The 14,592-nt window shown below is 43.6% G+C and carries 12 protein-coding genes; 6 read left to right on the top strand and 6 right to left on the bottom strand.

Annotation, left to right across the window (positions count from 1 at the left end):
* Window positions 1-84 precede the first annotated feature (84 nt).
* On the bottom strand, window positions 85-1,521 hold the full coding sequence (locus RDK53_RS01130; RefSeq protein WP_282163420.1) for an aspartate ammonia-lyase: 1,437 nt from the start codon (window positions 1,519-1,521) through the stop codon (window positions 85-87).
* Between the two features lie 166 nt (window positions 1,522-1,687).
* On the opposite strand from RDK53_RS01130, the gene RDK53_RS01125 reads away from it, so the two are divergent.
* Window positions 1,688-2,650, top strand: coding sequence for a LysR family transcriptional regulator (locus RDK53_RS01125; RefSeq protein ID WP_308512896.1), 963 nt, complete (start codon window positions 1,688-1,690; stop codon window positions 2,648-2,650).
* A gap of 113 nt (window positions 2,651-2,763) precedes the next feature.
* Here the strand turns inward: RDK53_RS01125 and RDK53_RS01120 are convergent, their stop codons facing one another.
* Window positions 2,764-3,666 (bottom strand): LysR family transcriptional regulator, encoded by a 903-nt coding sequence (locus RDK53_RS01120; protein WP_308512895.1) that lies wholly within the window; start codon window positions 3,664-3,666, stop codon window positions 2,764-2,766.
* Between the two features lie 138 nt (window positions 3,667-3,804).
* On the opposite strand from RDK53_RS01120, the gene RDK53_RS01115 reads away from it, so the two are divergent.
* Entirely contained in the window at window positions 3,805-5,625 is a 1,821-nt protein-coding gene (locus tag RDK53_RS01115; protein WP_308512894.1) for a flavocytochrome c, read from the top strand.
* Between the two features lie 488 nt (window positions 5,626-6,113).
* Complete coding sequence (locus tag RDK53_RS01110; RefSeq protein ID WP_308512893.1) at window positions 6,114-6,695, top strand: NAD(P)H-dependent oxidoreductase; 582 nt, start codon at window positions 6,114-6,116, stop codon at window positions 6,693-6,695.
* A gap of 244 nt (window positions 6,696-6,939) precedes the next feature.
* Here the strand turns inward: RDK53_RS01110 and RDK53_RS01105 are convergent, their stop codons facing one another.
* From RDK53_RS01105 to argH, 4 genes are all read right to left on the bottom strand, one after another.
* Window positions 6,940-8,106, bottom strand: a complete 1,167-nt coding sequence (locus RDK53_RS01105) for an iron-containing alcohol dehydrogenase (protein ID WP_308512892.1) — start codon at window positions 8,104-8,106, stop codon at window positions 6,940-6,942.
* Between the two features lie 11 nt (window positions 8,107-8,117).
* Entirely contained in the window at window positions 8,118-9,008 is an 891-nt protein-coding gene (gene ftcD, locus RDK53_RS01100; RefSeq protein ID WP_308512891.1) for a glutamate formimidoyltransferase, read from the bottom strand.
* Window positions 9,009-9,030: 22 nt separating this feature from the next.
* Window positions 9,031-9,648: a cyclodeaminase/cyclohydrolase family protein gene (locus tag RDK53_RS01095; RefSeq protein ID WP_308512890.1), complete on the bottom strand. Its 618-nt coding sequence runs from the start codon at window positions 9,646-9,648 to the stop codon at window positions 9,031-9,033.
* Between the two features lie 66 nt (window positions 9,649-9,714).
* Window positions 9,715-11,229 carry an argininosuccinate lyase gene (gene argH / locus RDK53_RS01090; protein ID WP_308512889.1) on the bottom strand — a complete coding sequence of 505 codons (1,515 nt, stop codon included), beginning with the start codon at window positions 11,227-11,229 and terminating at the stop codon, window positions 9,715-9,717.
* Window positions 11,230-11,531: 302 nt separating this feature from the next.
* Here argH and RDK53_RS01085 point away from each other — a divergent pair, with 302 nt between their 5' ends.
* The 3 genes from RDK53_RS01085 to RDK53_RS01075 are packed head-to-tail and all read left to right on the top strand — an operon-like array spanning window position 11,532 to window position 14,458.
* Complete coding sequence (locus RDK53_RS01085) at window positions 11,532-12,215, top strand: nitrite reductase (RefSeq protein ID WP_308512888.1); 684 nt, start codon at window positions 11,532-11,534, stop codon at window positions 12,213-12,215.
* A 1-nt stretch (window position 12,216) separates the two neighbouring features.
* Complete coding sequence (locus RDK53_RS01080; protein ID WP_308512887.1) at window positions 12,217-14,085, top strand: heme lyase NrfEFG subunit NrfE; 1,869 nt, start codon at window positions 12,217-12,219, stop codon at window positions 14,083-14,085.
* Window positions 14,078-14,458, top strand: coding sequence for a cytochrome c-type biogenesis protein CcmH (locus RDK53_RS01075; RefSeq protein WP_308512886.1), 381 nt, complete (start codon window positions 14,078-14,080; stop codon window positions 14,456-14,458). The genes RDK53_RS01080 and RDK53_RS01075 overlap by 8 nt, the downstream gene beginning before the upstream one ends.
* Window positions 14,459-14,592: the final 134 nt, after the last annotated feature.

Here is a 14,592-nt window from a genome sequence, read left to right as displayed (position 1 = left end):
TAAAAAAGCCTTCGAGAGTTCATCGGGCTCTCGAAGGATGGAGGACTTATGTAAATAAGTCAAAACTTCAGGGAGGGAAATTTTTTACAGTTTTCCTTTTTGCTTCTTCCACTTAGCGATGGCTTCAGACATCCGGGCTGGGTCTACCAAGAGTGCCGGATCCAAGAGCAGATCTGCTTCTTCTTTGGTCATAATGCCCATTTCCAACACAGCGTCCGCGACAGCAAGGTTATGCTCTTGAGCATAGTGAGAAACTTTAACGCCTTCCGGATAGCCGAGAGTTGCAGCGACTACGGTAGAAAGAGCAATAGTCTCTCTTGCTTCTTTACTGCAGCGTTCACGATTTGCTTCAATACCGTTGATGCATTTTTCGATGAACAGCGGAATGACTTTAGTAAGAAGGTCGAAAGATTCGAATAAGTTCTTGTAAAGAGTCGGTGCCCAAACGCTGATTTCTAATTCGCCCTGCTCAAAAGCCATGCTGATGACTACATCATTGCCGCAGGTTTGCTGCGCAACTTGAGAGACCAGTTCCGGAAGAATCGGATTGATCTTGCCCGGCATAATAGAAGAACCCGGAGAAAGGGAGGGTAGGGTAATTTCGCCAAAGCCGGCACGAGGACCGGAGCTCATAATACGTAAGTCTTTGGCAATTTTAGAAATACCACATGCCGCTTGTTTAACCGCAGCAGAGACCTTCACGCAGAAGTCATCGTTTTGCATTCCGTCGAAGAGGTTCTTTGTACTTCTGACATTTTCGCCAAGCTGTGCGGAAAGATGTTTGTAGAATGCTTCTTGATATCCCGGAGCTGCTCCCATCCCTGTACCTACGGCAGTAGCACCAACAATCAATTCAAAACATTCATCTCTAAGACCGCGGATATTGGCGGCTTGTCGTCTGCAGAATTCAGCATAGCCCCCAAATTCTTGGCCGAGAGTAAGAGGAACTGCGTCTTGAAGACAAGTTCTTCCAACTTTAACGACATCAGCAAATTCATCTGCTTTACGCTGGAATGCGTCAGCAAGTTTGTCGAGTTCAGGAGCAAGTAAATCCAGAGCTGGATAAATACAAAGATGTTCGGCGGAGGTGACCACATCGTTTGTTGACTGACCCATGTTGACATGAGTATTTGGGTGAACTTTATCCTGGCCTTTATGACCTGTCAGGTGTTCATTTGCTAAATTTCCTACGACCTCGTTAATGTTCATGTTGACGCAGGTATAGCCGCCGCCTTGGAACATGTCGAGGGGGAATTGATCGTCATACTTGCCCGTGAGAACTTGGTCACAGGCCCATGCAATAGCCTGAGCAATTTCTGGAGAGAGAGCCCCGATTTCTGCATTGGCTAAGGCAGCAGCTTTCTTCATTTGAGTGAGAGCTCTGTGAAGATATGGATATTTGATGACTTTTTCTCCGAGGACTCCAGAAACTCCCATAACACGGGTAGTTTGAATGCCATAATACAAATCGTCAGGAATTTCCATTTCGCCGAGACAATCTCGCTCGATTCTTGTTGCCATTATTTTTTCCTTTGGGTTGATGTTTGATGAGGATTTTTGAGGTTGAATCCATGATGACATTGTGATACGAGGCAGATAGGAAAGCGACTAAAATAAACCAAGTTAAACGATAACTATTAAAAAAACTTATGGTCTGCCGTTAAGTTCTCTCTTGATAGGACTGCATATGCTCGACTCTCCCTTAGAGATATCCTCGATTAAAATTTTCCTTGAAGTTGCAGCCGATGGTAGTATGACCAGAGCTGCAGAAACTTTAGGCCTAACTCAACCTGCCATTTCCAGTGTTATTAAGAAAATGGAAATGAACCTTGGTGTCGAACTTTTTACACGTGAAACACGGCCTATGAGACTAACTAAGGCCGGACGTGCCTTATATAACCGCGGTCCCTGTCTAATCAAAGAAATTACTCGGTTGGCTGAAAATATATCACTTGCCGGAAGTTGCGGAGACTTAGATTTGAGGATGGGATGTTCCGATGGAATCGCGGCAAATCTAATACCGTATGTGTTCGAGGATCTAAGGAAGGCAACGGAGTCTTTGTTTATTACGTCCGGAACCTCTCCGTATGTTGCGGATTTGCTGAAAAAGAAGGCAATTGATATTGCTCTTTGCACGGATCCTCTGACAAAGGAAAAGAATATTTTGTCGGCTCCTTTGTTTTCGGAAGAATTCCTCTTAGTCGTTCCGAACAGGCCGGAGTTCAAAGGCGGTTCCATTGAGGCGGTCAAACCTCATTTAGAAAATTTGTCTTTCCTCGGATTTCCACCCGATACGATGGACTTTTTTCAAGTCGAACGTATTTATAGAACACTTGGGTTAAAAGAGACAAGAAAGATTTCTTTTGGGTCCAAGTCAGGAATGATGGACATTATCAGTCAAGGGAATGGTTGGTCTATTCAACCGGCTCTCGCATTATGGAGCACTCGTTTATTTAAGAATAATCTCAAACTGATTCCGTTTATGACGAATAAGGCCACCAGGACATTTTTTATTAATTATTACGATGAGATATATTCTCCAATTGCAGAGCTTCTAGCAGGAGAAATAAAAAATGCGCTTACCGAGAAGCTCTTCCATTCATTTGAAAAAGAATTCCCCGAGTTGCTTGGCCATGTGTATGTAAGATAGGAAAATTCTTAAATAGTGACTTAACAAGCCTTCGACGAGAAATGCGGAGAAGGCTACGGTTCCCTGTCCTCCGACAACTATGTTTGTAAAGAACAGCCCGAATTCGCATGTAGCTACTGAGGGCGCGGAGCTGCCTGGAGTAGAAAATCTTTAAATGCTACAAGTTCTGGGTTTTCTTTAAGGACTTTCTCGGCTATAAAAACTTTTAGATGCCTTTTTGCCCAGTCATCTTTTAACTTAATCAAAGTAAGCTTTGAGCAGTCGGCCTTTTCTAAAGATTTTTTCAGAATAATTCCTATCCCAATTCCTGAGGACACTAGATCAATTAGTATTTCCGGGTTATCTACTTGAACCTTGATTTTTAGCCTTTTTCCGATCTTTTGAGCATTGTCTTGGACAAACCTTTGCATTGCGCTTCCGGTGGTTAATGCGACAAAGGGGAAGTGCAGCGTTTCATCAAAACAGACTTGTTTGTACTTCGAAAGGACATGGCCTAATGGGGCGATTACGACAAGCTCATCTTCTTTGTATGGAAAGGACATAACTCCTTTTTTCATCCCATCGTAGGCGCAGACGCCTATGTCCGCTTCTCCGGAAAGTACCGAGTCAACAACTCTTGGTGAAGGCTGCTGAACGAGTTCGAACTTAACGTAAGGATAAAACTGTAAAAAATTACCTATTTCTTTAGGAAGAAAGTCCAATGCTGCGCCGTAATTTGCATGGACTTTGATATAGCCTGCAGTTTTTCTCACATACGGCTTTATCGACGACTTGAGAGCATCTAATTCCCACATGATTTTCCGGGCGGATTCATAAACCAGATCTCCGGCTTCTGTCGTTTCGACACCTTTTGTCGACCTCTTTAACAGTACGGTCTGAAATGCGTCTTCTAATTTTTTGATTCTTGAAGAGGCGGACGGCGCTGACAAGCCAAAGTTTTCAGCCCCCTTAGTTAGGTTCCCTTGATTGGCAATTGTTAGAAAAAGAGAAAGGTCGTTTAAATCAAAATGAAGCATCACTATCTCGCATGGGTAGTTGTCTATCAATGGAATAGTCTAGCGTTAGGAATATCCTAACAAGGACTAAGTAAAAACAAAATAGATTTTTACTCTCTTATCTCAAATAATGAAGAAGTCTTTTCCCAGGAGATAATAATGAGTAAGTTCAAAATAAAAACTTTGGTACTTTCACTTCCGTTGCTTGCTGCCTTATCAACAGCCGCTTTTGCTGCTGGTTTTTCCGATGCTCAAACAAAAACATTTGCCGCATCACCAAAATCCGACTATCTCGCTGGTACTCATCAAAAAATGGGTCTCCAGTGCGTTTCTTGCCATCCGTCTGAAGTTACTGATGGAGAAAAAGAGATTAATCAGAAGTGCACATCTTGTCACGGTGATCTGGATGCATTAGCCACGAAAACACAATCGCAGAACCCGAATCCGCATAAGAGCCATTTAGGCAAAATTCAATGCACTGCATGCCATTCAGGTCACGAGCCCAGTGTTGCATACTGCACCAATTGTCATGATTTTCCGTCAATGAAAACAATGAAACAGGGAAAAGGTGCAAATCAACCGAACTTTAAAGAAGATCTTGCTAAATACGACAATGCCGCACCCACAAAAGTTGAAAAGACTCAATTATTGGTAGTTGGGTCCGGTGCAGCTGGTTTTGTAGCAGCTATGACTGCTCGGGATGCCGGAATAAAAGACATCATAATGATCGAAAAAATGGCGATTCCGGGCGGAAATAGTCAACTTGCGGCAGGCGGTATGAACGCTGCGGGAACCAAATTCCAGAAAGAAAAAGGCATTGAAGACAATTCTGAATTGATGTTTAAAGATACGATGAAAGGCGGTAAGAACGCCTCTAATCCGGACTTGGCAAAAATCCTAGCAGAACAAAGCAATGCGTCTATTGAATGGTTGGCACAAAAAGGCGCTGTTTTGAGTAACGTTGGGCGCGGAGGTGGATCTTCTGCTGCCAGAATGCACGGGCCTGCAGGTGGTGCTTTTGTCGGCCCTTACCTTTCGAAATTCTTTAGGGATAAGGCCGAAGAAACCGGTCTTGACCTCCGTTTGAACTCCAAACTTGTAAAACTGATTACTGACAAGTCCGGTAATGTGGTTGAGGCATTGGTAAAAGGTAAACATTCCGGCATATACAGAATTGATGCTAAAGCCGTTATCCTCGCAACCGGAGGAATCGGTGCCAACGCTGACTTAGTTCAGGCCCTGCGCTCGGATATCAGCAAAGATATCAAAACATCTAATCAGCCCGGAAGCCAAGGTGACGGCATGTTGCTGGCCCAAAAGATCGGTGCTGACGTTGTGGATGTTAAGGAAATCCAGTTGAACCCAACATTGCTTGTCGGCTCTCCGGTGATCGTCTCCGAAATTGTTCGTGGTGCTGGAGCTGTCTTCGTTAATAAAGAAGGAAAACGTTTCATTAGCGAGCTGACTACTCGGGACGTAACGAGTGCTGCAGTGTCTAAGCAAACCGGTGGCGTTGCTTATGAAATCTTTGACCAAGGAATACGTGATAAGGTCAAACAATTGGGAGCCGCTTTTGAGCTCGGTCTGGCAAAAGAAGGCAACTCTTTGGCAGAGTTGGCAAAGAATACAGGCATAAATCCTGACAACCTAGTCAAGACTATCGAACAATACAATAAGTATGCAGACTCAGGAAAAGATCCTGATTTCAACAGACCAGGAATCTCTGTCAAAATTGGACAGCCTAAATACTATGCTATCGAGATTACTCCTGCGATCCACTACTACATGGGCGGTTTAAAAATCGATAAAAACTCTAGAGTTGTGAATAAAGACGGAAAGCCTATTAATGGACTTTTCGCAGCCGGCGAAGTAACCGGAGGGGTTCATGGTAAAAATAGATTAGGCGGCAACTCGATTTCTGAAACCATTACGTTTGGAAGGATCGCTGGTCAGAGCGCGGCAGAATTAATCCAAAAATAGTTAAATTCAGATAATCAGACCAAGGGCAGGAGTGCTTAACGCATCCCTGCCATAACTGTCTTCACCATCTACTGGTGAACATGAATAAAAATTAATACCGCGTTTTTTTGACCGATTCTCCTATAAAAACAGTGCCCGCGACAGCCATGCTCCTTTGAATATTCAAGGCGTTTTGTGAAGTTAAAAAACATCTTCATCTTAAGAATCACAAAGCTTTCTCTCTCCCTCCCCACTTCGTTACCTTGAAGTATCAGCATGTAAGCAAGTCCTGATCTTCTTTTAATTGTTCTGGTACAGCATTTAAGAATTGTGGAAGTGATTTTTTTTATTCTGAATGATTATTTTTTTTTATTGTTTTTAAAAAAAAATAAGTTTTTCTATACAGTTCCTTTCATACGTCCAACAAGTAGCTTACTTCTTTTATTTCCGCTTAATAAGAGACTACTTGAGAAAGTTTTACAGCATTTATCCTTTATGAGGACAGCGTTATGTCAAAGAAAAAAGTACTTATTCTTGATTGCGGTTGCCAAATTTTTGGCAGAGGAGGGAACCTCAATCACTACTACTCCGACTTAGCTATGAAAGAACTTCAGAAAATGGGTCACGAGGTTCAGATTACGTTGGTAGGTGGTTCTTGGGAAATATCTGAAGAAGTCGAAAAGATCCAGTGGGCAGATTCGATTATTGTTCAGACTCCAGCCTGGTGGATGAGTCCTCCCTGGCAATTTAAGAAATACCAGGATGAAGTTTTCATTCAGCCGGGTATTGTGAAAAATGATGGTCGGCATCATGCCGATCCTTCAATAGGTTATGGCACCGGAGGAATTTTTACCGACAAGAAATACATGCTTAGTTCTACTTGGAATGCTCCTAAAGCCGCTTTTGAGAGAAAAGATGATTTTTTCGGAGGTGTTGGTATTGACGGTGTCCTTCTACCAGTTCATAAAGCTTTCCAATTTTTGGGAATGAAACCAATGCCAAGTTTTATGGCTAATGACGTTGATAAAAATCCTACCTTTGAAGAGGATAGACAGCGTTTCAAGGAGCATCTAAAGAAAGTTTTCGCTTAGGTAAAATTTAAAAACGCCGCATCCTTTCAGCGGCGTTTTTGAATATCTGTGGTGATTTTTTTCTCTGCAGAGGTGAGGTTTTGTGGCGTCGTTTGACTGCAAGAGATTAAAAACTTGTCATCCAATTGGAGCTCAATTTTCAACAAGCTAGGATAATACTCACCTTTTTGATGAATACTGGCTTCTCTATCCTGTCAGTCGGGAGATGTAGGATGGACCTACATCTCTCTCAAATGATTTTTTTCTACTGGTAAGACTCTTCGTAGATCTTTAAGCAATCTTCCTCGGAAAGCATAGAAGGATCGTTGTAGAACAGTTGTTCAAAGACCTTCTTCGCTTCGCGAGAAAAAATAGGAAGCTCTTCTTTTGTGATTCCAAAGTCACTCATCTTCAGTTGACCTACGCCGCAGTCGTCAAGAAGTTTATCGAGCACAACAAGGAAGTCCTCCGGCTTGTCGGCTGTCGGATTGCCTAACGCTCTTGCCATATTGATAAACTTCTGAGACTCATCCCCCTTACGTACAAAATGGCCGAAGTAAGCACGGCAAATCAAAATCAATCCTGCACCATGCGGAAGGTCGGGGTGGAAAGCACTCATTACGTGTTCCAGAGAATGCTGGCTTGTGAGCTTGCCTGTCGTCATGACGAGGCCGCCAAGAGTGTTAGCAAAGGCCATATGCTCTCTTGCTTCCAAATTGCTGCCGTCTCTGTAGGCTTTAACGAGATATTTTCCGACGTTTTCAATGGCTGTAATTGCAAACATCTCATTGAATAAATTTGCCTTTTTGGAGATATATCCCTCTGCACAATGGAAGAAAGCGTCTAAACCTTGATAAGCGGTTTGAACCGGCGGAACCGAGACCATTAATTCAGGATCCACCACTGAAATGGTCGGGAACATGGAGACATCTCCTATCCCGAATTTTTCGTTGGTATCCGTATTGTTGACCATGCCGCTGCAGTCGGCTTCCGATCCTGTACCCGCAGTCGTGGAAATACAGACGATGGGAAGAGGAGCCTTCTGAATCGGTTGTCCTTTCCCCGTGCCGCGGAGACAATAATCCCAGAGATCTCCGGGGTTTGTTGCCATCAGAGCAATAACTTTGGCTGAGTCCATTGGAGAGCCACCTCCGAAGCCGATGATGAAATCACATCCCTCGGCTTTTGCTTGGGCAGCTGCTTCCATAATGCTGGCTTTAGTCGGGTTTGGCAGAATTTTGTCAAAGAGAGAAAATTCAACGTTTTGTTCTTTAAGTTGTTTTTCCAGTTCCGCCAAATATCCGAAACGTTTTATGCTCTTACCGGAAGTGGTGACAACAAGAGCCTTCTTTCCGGGCATCTTGATTTTGTGAAGTTCTTTTAGGGCGCCGGCGCCGAAATATAAATCAGTCGGAAAATAGATTTGATACATAGGAAATCTCTCTATAGTTGGTCTTCCAAGATTTGGGCTTTAGGATCGAAGCCTTCTAACTGCATATAGTAAGCGCAAGAATCCATTAAGGCTTCTTTGGAAATCATGCCGCAAACTTCTGTTCCAATAATGGACAAACCATATCTTCGTGCTTCCATTCTGACTAGTTCGATGATTCGGTAAAGTGGAACAATCTTGTGATTGATCATGCAGCTGACCTGAACACACTGTTTTTCTTCAACAAAAACACCAATAGCACGAGCCTCTGCAAAAGCACCTTTTGCTTCTCTGATGCACTGAGCAATCTTTTTGGCGATTTTGACGTCTGTGGTGTTGAGGCTGATGTTGAAAGCAACAAGCGGTCCTCTGACTCCAAGCGGCATTGCGCCGGCGGTAGGATGCAGTTTTGCTTCTCCATAATCCGGAAGCCATTCCGGCTGAGTGATGAGTTGCTGAAGTCCTTCGTACTCAGGATGGCGAATGTTCTGCAGCTTTATTCTTTCTTCCTTTTTTGCTGCTTTTTCGTAGAGATATACCGGTACTTCCAATTCGCGGAAAATGCGTTCACCCAAACGATTTGCGTATTCAACGCATTCCTCAATAGTAACGTTTTCAACCGGAACAATAGGAGAGGCATCAATGGCGCCGATTCTTGGATGTTCTCCGTGATGGCAATTCATGTCAATTTTTTCAACCGCAACTTGACAGGCTCGGAAGGTGGCTTCAAGGACTGCCTCAGGTTCTCCGACGATCGTGTGGACACAACGGTTGTAGCTTGGATCGACATTAACGTTAATTAACTTGGCTCCCGGAACGGAGTTTGCAGCATTGCTGATGGCGTCTATAACGTCTTGCCTTTTTCCCTCGCTGAAGTTCGGAATGCATTCAATAATTTTGTTCATTTGTACTCCTTGAGAAGAAGATTTAAAGATAATTTTGTTGTTTCGCAAATTCCTCTGCTTCCGCGGAAAACTCATTTAAACCGCTTTGATACTCCGAACAAACTTTTTCCAGGTTGGTTTGTTCCTCTTCACTCGAGAGATGCGGAATGTTAATTTTGAGATTAAAAAGAGCTCCTTGTATGCCTGCTTCAAAAAGTTTTGCCGCACAGAGTGTGTCAGACAAGGCGTTCTGATTTCCATCGTGCATCAGAGCAATAATGTCGGTTCTGAGAGGGAAGGCGGCCTTAATCATGTTGAGAGGCGACTCAGCGGCTTCAGAGTACCTAGTGCGAATTTCAATTCGTCTCTTCTCGATTTCTGCGGGACTATTTTTTGGAAGCCGAAATGCAACAATTAAATCTAAGAAAATTTGGGAATCTTTGTCGGCTAGTCCTATTAGGAGCTCCCGCATTTTCTCCAGAGTCTTTAGCGATTCAGCATAGTTTTCTTTTTGCTTTTCGGAAGCATCCTTCATGCTTAAGGACATTACCTTGCTGATTAACGCAGCTGCCTGTGCCAGTGCAATAGCGGAACAGGATCCGCCTCCCGGAGCCGGGGCTGATGAAGCAACGTCGGATAAAAAACTAGATATTTCTGCCATGCAGTGAACTTAAAAGGAAGTTAGAAGAAAAAAGCCGCCATAGAGACGGCTTTGTTACGGTCTAGTTTACACTCGAGCAAAAAGTGACTGTATCAGTCTTTCAGTCTCTACCTTAGCGTCAGCAAGCTGATGAGTTCTTTCGACAACTTTCACTTCGCTTGCTTCAATGAGTCTTTCGAGTCTGTCTAATTGACGGGCTACTTCCTCAGGTGCTGAACCGCCTTGACTGGACTTAGAGTTGGCGTTCTTAACCGGATCCAATCCGAGCTGAATTTCTTCGTCAGTGACTTGAGAGTCAATATTGAAGAGCTCTTTTGCAATCGGGACAATAACTGAACGGTCAATTTCACTGGCTTTCTTGTTGTTTTCCAACATATGGTTAACAACGTGAGCAACGATATCGTGGGCTGTTCTGAAAGAGATGTGATCAGCACGGACGAGTGTATTTGCCAATTCAGCCATCGTGCAGAAGTTGTTGGAAGCGGTTTTGACCATCAACTCTTTGTTGAGCTTGATGCCGCGCATCGTAACGGCCAACAATTCAATACAAGCCTTCATTTCGGCAAATGCTGTCCACATCATTGTTGGGCCTTCACCGTTGGCCTCATTGTTGTGAGTGTAAGGGGTATTTTTCATTACCATCCAAGTGGCGATGCAGCACCCTTCAACATTGGAAGCTTTACCTTTGATGTGTTCCAAAGTCCAAGGATTCTTCTTCTGAGGCATGATGGAGGAGCAGACTGCAACCTCATCGGCTACTTCAACGTATCCGTAGTCAGGTGTGGCCCAGACATATAAGTCTTGGCACATACGTGTGAAAGTGTTTGCTGCGATGCCGAAGGCACTCAAGATTTCCAAGATGTAGTCGCGGGATCCTACGCTGTCGATAGAGTTGTCGATTGGGGCGTCAAAACCAAGCAGACGAGCGGTAAATTCTCTGTCGATATGCCAAGTTGTTGAACCCATGGAACCGCCTCCAAGCGGACAAATATTCAATTGCTTCCAAGCGGTTTCAATTCTGGCGTAGTCTCTATCCATTGCATTGAGAATCGCTGAGCAATACTGAGCAAATGTAATCGGTTCAGAAGGCTGCAAATGAGTATAGCCAGCCATCACTGCGTCAAAGTTATTACGTGCAACTGTAAGGATGGTTCTTCTCATCTTGTTGAACAACTTGCAGATTTCTAGATACAAGACGCGCACATCCATACGGCATACGGTTGCGTAAAGGTCATTACGAGAACGAGCTGTGTGCTGCTGACCGCCGATTTCAATTCCGACTTTACCGATTAAGTAGTTCTCGAGATTGAAATACATCTCTTCGAGTTCCGGACGAAGCTCAAAGGAAGGAGTAGGGCCCATTGCTGTCATTTCTTCGGCAACTTCAAGAATCTTAGCAGCAACTTCCGGTTTGATGATTCCTTGCTTTTCCAGCATCAAAACGTGAGCCTTATTGCATTCAACGTAGTTTTGGAAGGAACGGACTTGTTCTTCTTCATTAATGGTCGGATTAATCATGTACTTGACTACTTCAGCGGCTGGAGGCTGTTTGATTTTTCCGCGGTTGTTTCCTTGAATCATATTTCTTTCCTTAAGTTGAGGTTGAAGTAAATGTTGAAGTCATTGTGGCCGATTAGCCATTTCTCGACAATTGGAATTCAGATTCTTTATAGAGAGGTATCAAAAAAATTAATACAAGCTCGCTCGGAGAGAAAGGCTAGAAAAAGTTGTAACTACTACGGAAGTGGTATTTTCAAAAGATTTCAATAAGATTCGTTCTATAGAATGGCGAATTCGGAACAAAATTGGAGAGAGAAGGCTCTGAGCTTTCTCGTGTGAAACAGATTAAGAAGATGCAGCTCTGCATCGTTCATTGAATAGTTATGCTCAATCCGCTCGTATTAAGTATCGGGTTCATCGTCACTTTTGTGTTGGCAATTTTTATTTTTTATGCTTGCACTCAAAAGAATAAAGCCGTCTTGTCTCTTTCTTTTCTATTATTCCTTATTGCGTTGGTTGGAACCTCCGGCGCAGCATATCTAAAAATCGGCAGATTCTACGATTGGCAAACTGCTCAAGTAGACGTTGATCAAGATCCGCGGCTTGCCGCAAAAATTACAGAAGCCCGACAGCTTCTTCAAGAATCTCCCAACGATATGGTAGAGAGAAGAAAACTTATCTCCTTGTATATGGAGGCAGGCCAGTTTGGAGAGGCAATTAAGAATATTAATTCTTTGCTGGAAATCAGGAAGCAGGATCCTTCTCTTTATGCATTGAAAGCCAAAGCTCTCTATTATCGCGACGGTAAAAAACTGACTCCGGAAGTGGAAGAAGAAGTACAGAGCGCCTTGAGACTCAATCCGAGAGAACCGTCAGTCAAAATGTTCTTGGCCGAAGATGCCTTCAGAAAAAAAGATTATGAAAAAGCTATCGGTTACTGGAGAAGTGTCCTTGAAGCCGGTAATGCTCCTATGCAGGAAAAACTAATTCGTACTGCCATTGCTAACGCAGAGCAGCGTCTGAAAGCGCAGCAAAATCAATCAACATCGACAAGAAAAGGTGAGTAACGTGATAGGTGAGTTAGGAAGTTTTGTTTTAGTCCTCGCCTCTTTCTGTGCGGTGATTAGTTTTATTCCCATTGCCGTGGGAGCGGGAAAGCAGGACCAGTTCTGGACGGGGTTTTGGAAACCGACGATGCTGGTGACTTTTTTAGGTTTTACGGCAGCTTTGCTGCTTCTCGGTTATGCTTTTTTGACCAATGATTTTTCAATCGCCTATGTCGCAAATCACTCCAATAGGTCTTTGCCGGATTTTTATAAAGTCTCTGCGATTTGGGGCAGTCATGAAGGCTCAATGCTTCTATGGATTTGGACAATCTGTGCGTGGAGTCTTTGTTACGGTATTTTTTCAAAAGATGATGCAAACTTTAAATCTAAAGTCTTTGCAGCCATGCTCGGTATCATTGGTTTGCTCGGCCTATTCTTAATTTTTACATCGAATCCTTTTGCTAGAAATCTGCCTTTTTATCCTTTGGACGGTAAAGATCTGAATCCTATTCTTCAAGATGTCGGAATGATCTTCCATCCGCCTCTTTTGTTCCTTGGCTACGCAGGTCTTGCTTTAGTGTTCTGCCTTGGTATCGCAGGATTGGTTAAAGGAAAGCTTTCAAGCCAGGAAGTATCTTCCCTGACGACAGTATCAGTGATTACTTGGCTCTTCCTGACAGCAGGAAATATGCTCGGATCTTGGTGGGCTTACAACGAATTAGGTTGGGGCGGCTGGTGGTTCTGGGATCCGGTTGAGAACTCTTCTTTCATTCCATGGCTGCTGATGACCGGACAACTCCATGCGCTGCTTCTTTTGAGATATAACCAGAAGTTATTAAGAACTGTAATTGCCTGTTCTATTTTTGGATTTGCGTTTTGTCTAATCGGTACGTTTATCGTGCGTTCCGGAGTAATTCAGTCAGTCCACGCTTTCGCGTCCGATCCTAATCGCGGAAATTTCTTGCTTTGTATCTTGGCATTGATTGTGCTTCCGGCTATTTTCTATTTTGCGGCCAAATTCAATAAAGTCAGCGAGCCAAAAGACAGTTCATTTACCATCGCTGAAATCAGTGTCATTTTTGGTGTTCTACTATTGGTTTTCAGCTCCCTGTGCATTCTCTTCGGGACTCTTTATCCGTTGATTTATCAAGCTATTTGGAATGGTTCTCTAAGCATTGGAGCACCCTACTTCAATAGTATTTTCGTTCCGATGGTTGTGTTGGCAGCGATTCTGATTAGCGCTGCGCAGCTCAGATATTCACGCTGGCCGATATGGACCGGTGTTGTTTGCTGGAGCATTGCCATAGCCTGTTATTGCGGATTTATGACGGCAAACAATTCTCCCGTTTATACAGCCTTAGGTGTCTTTAGTGCTTCGGCCATCGTGCTTTCGGGCATCTGCAGGATTATTCAACATAAAAACAAAATCAATTGGTTCGCTTTGGTTGCGCATTTCGGTATTGCAGTCAGCATCTTGGGTGTAGTCGGGGATACTCAATACCAACAAGAAGCTGTCGTGAGGATGGGCCCGGGATACGGACGTCCGTTAGGCGATTTAATCTTCGTCTACGATCGTACGGCTAAAGTTGATTACCCATCTTTCTATGCCGATGAAGGCCATGTGATGGTTCTTAATGATAAGGAAGAGGTTCTGACCGAGCTTTACCCGCAGAGACAAACATTCAAGAGTAATGGTATGCAAATGACGGCGGCAGGTATTTCTCACGGGTTCTTCCGCGATTTGTATGTGTCGATGGGAAATAAATTAAGCTCGACGGATTATCTGGTACGAATAAGCATCAAGCCTCTTGTCAGCTGGATTTGGCTTGGCGGCTGCATCATGCTGTTGTCTTCTATTTTCTTTTTTGTCCGCAGGAGAAAAAATGTTTAAAAAGTGGTTCCTTGGATGCGCTTTCTTCTGTGCAGTCCTCTCAGCAGCTTGGGCCCAAAGCAATTCTTCCATAACACAAGAAGCAATCCAAATTTCTAAAGAACTGCGTTGCCCTGATTCTATAAATCAGAATTTATATGAATCCGAATTGCCGCAGGCCTCAAGAATGAAGGCTGAGATTTTTCAGCTTCTAAAGGAAGGCAAAACAAAAGAAGAAATCCTAAAAATCTTTGCAGATAAGTATGGGCAACAGATTCGTTATGCTCCGGAGATGAATGGTTCCACGATAGCTCTGTGGGTTTTCCCCGCCGGTTTCCTGGGCTTATTTATCGGCTGCGGAGCTTATCTGTTTTGGAGAAGGCGCAAAAGTTAACCTATTCAAAAGAAAGGTAAGTTCGTTAAAGGCGCCTTTTGAATTTGTATTCAATTTTCAAATCACCCAACGGCTTCAGGACCTATAACCAAAGAAAGGTTCGGGAAAATAAGTAGATCGATAGTTCCTAGAAA

It is taken from the genome of uncultured Turicimonas sp. (assembly GCF_902477955.1).
In the GTDB taxonomy this organism is placed as follows: Bacteria; Pseudomonadota; Gammaproteobacteria; order Burkholderiales; family Burkholderiaceae_F; genus Turicimonas.
The sequence above is the reverse complement of the archived record's forward strand: the minus strand, read 5'-3'. Positions and strand labels throughout refer to the sequence as shown.

What these genes read in the sequence shown, in the direction of transcription:
- RDK53_RS01085 (WP_308512888.1), top strand. Translation starts at nt 11,532, where the DNA reads ATGCTCAATCCGCTCGTATTAAGTATCGGGTTCATCGTCACTTTTGTG.
- RDK53_RS01130 (WP_282163420.1), bottom strand. Translation starts at nt 1,521, where the DNA reads ATGGCAACAAGAATCGAGCGAGATTGTCTCGGCGAAATGGAAATTCCT.
- ftcD (WP_308512891.1), bottom strand. Translation starts at nt 9,008, where the DNA reads ATGAACAAAATTATTGAATGCATTCCGAACTTCAGCGAGGGAAAAAGG.
- RDK53_RS01110 (WP_308512893.1), top strand. Translation starts at nt 6,114, where the DNA reads ATGTCAAAGAAAAAAGTACTTATTCTTGATTGCGGTTGCCAAATTTTT.
- argH (WP_308512889.1), bottom strand. Translation starts at nt 11,229, where the DNA reads ATGATTCAAGGAAACAACCGCGGAAAAATCAAACAGCCTCCAGCCGCT.
- RDK53_RS01105 (WP_308512892.1), bottom strand. Translation starts at nt 8,106, where the DNA reads ATGTATCAAATCTATTTTCCGACTGATTTATATTTCGGCGCCGGCGCC.
- RDK53_RS01075 (WP_308512886.1), top strand. Translation starts at nt 14,078, where the DNA reads ATGTTTAAAAAGTGGTTCCTTGGATGCGCTTTCTTCTGTGCAGTCCTC.
- RDK53_RS01120 (WP_308512895.1), bottom strand. Translation starts at nt 3,666, where the DNA reads ATGCTTCATTTTGATTTAAACGACCTTTCTCTTTTTCTAACAATTGCC.
- RDK53_RS01095 (WP_308512890.1), bottom strand. Translation starts at nt 9,648, where the DNA reads ATGGCAGAAATATCTAGTTTTTTATCCGACGTTGCTTCATCAGCCCCG.
- RDK53_RS01115 (WP_308512894.1), top strand. Translation starts at nt 3,805, where the DNA reads ATGAGTAAGTTCAAAATAAAAACTTTGGTACTTTCACTTCCGTTGCTT.
- RDK53_RS01125 (WP_308512896.1), top strand. Translation starts at nt 1,688, where the DNA reads ATGCTCGACTCTCCCTTAGAGATATCCTCGATTAAAATTTTCCTTGAA.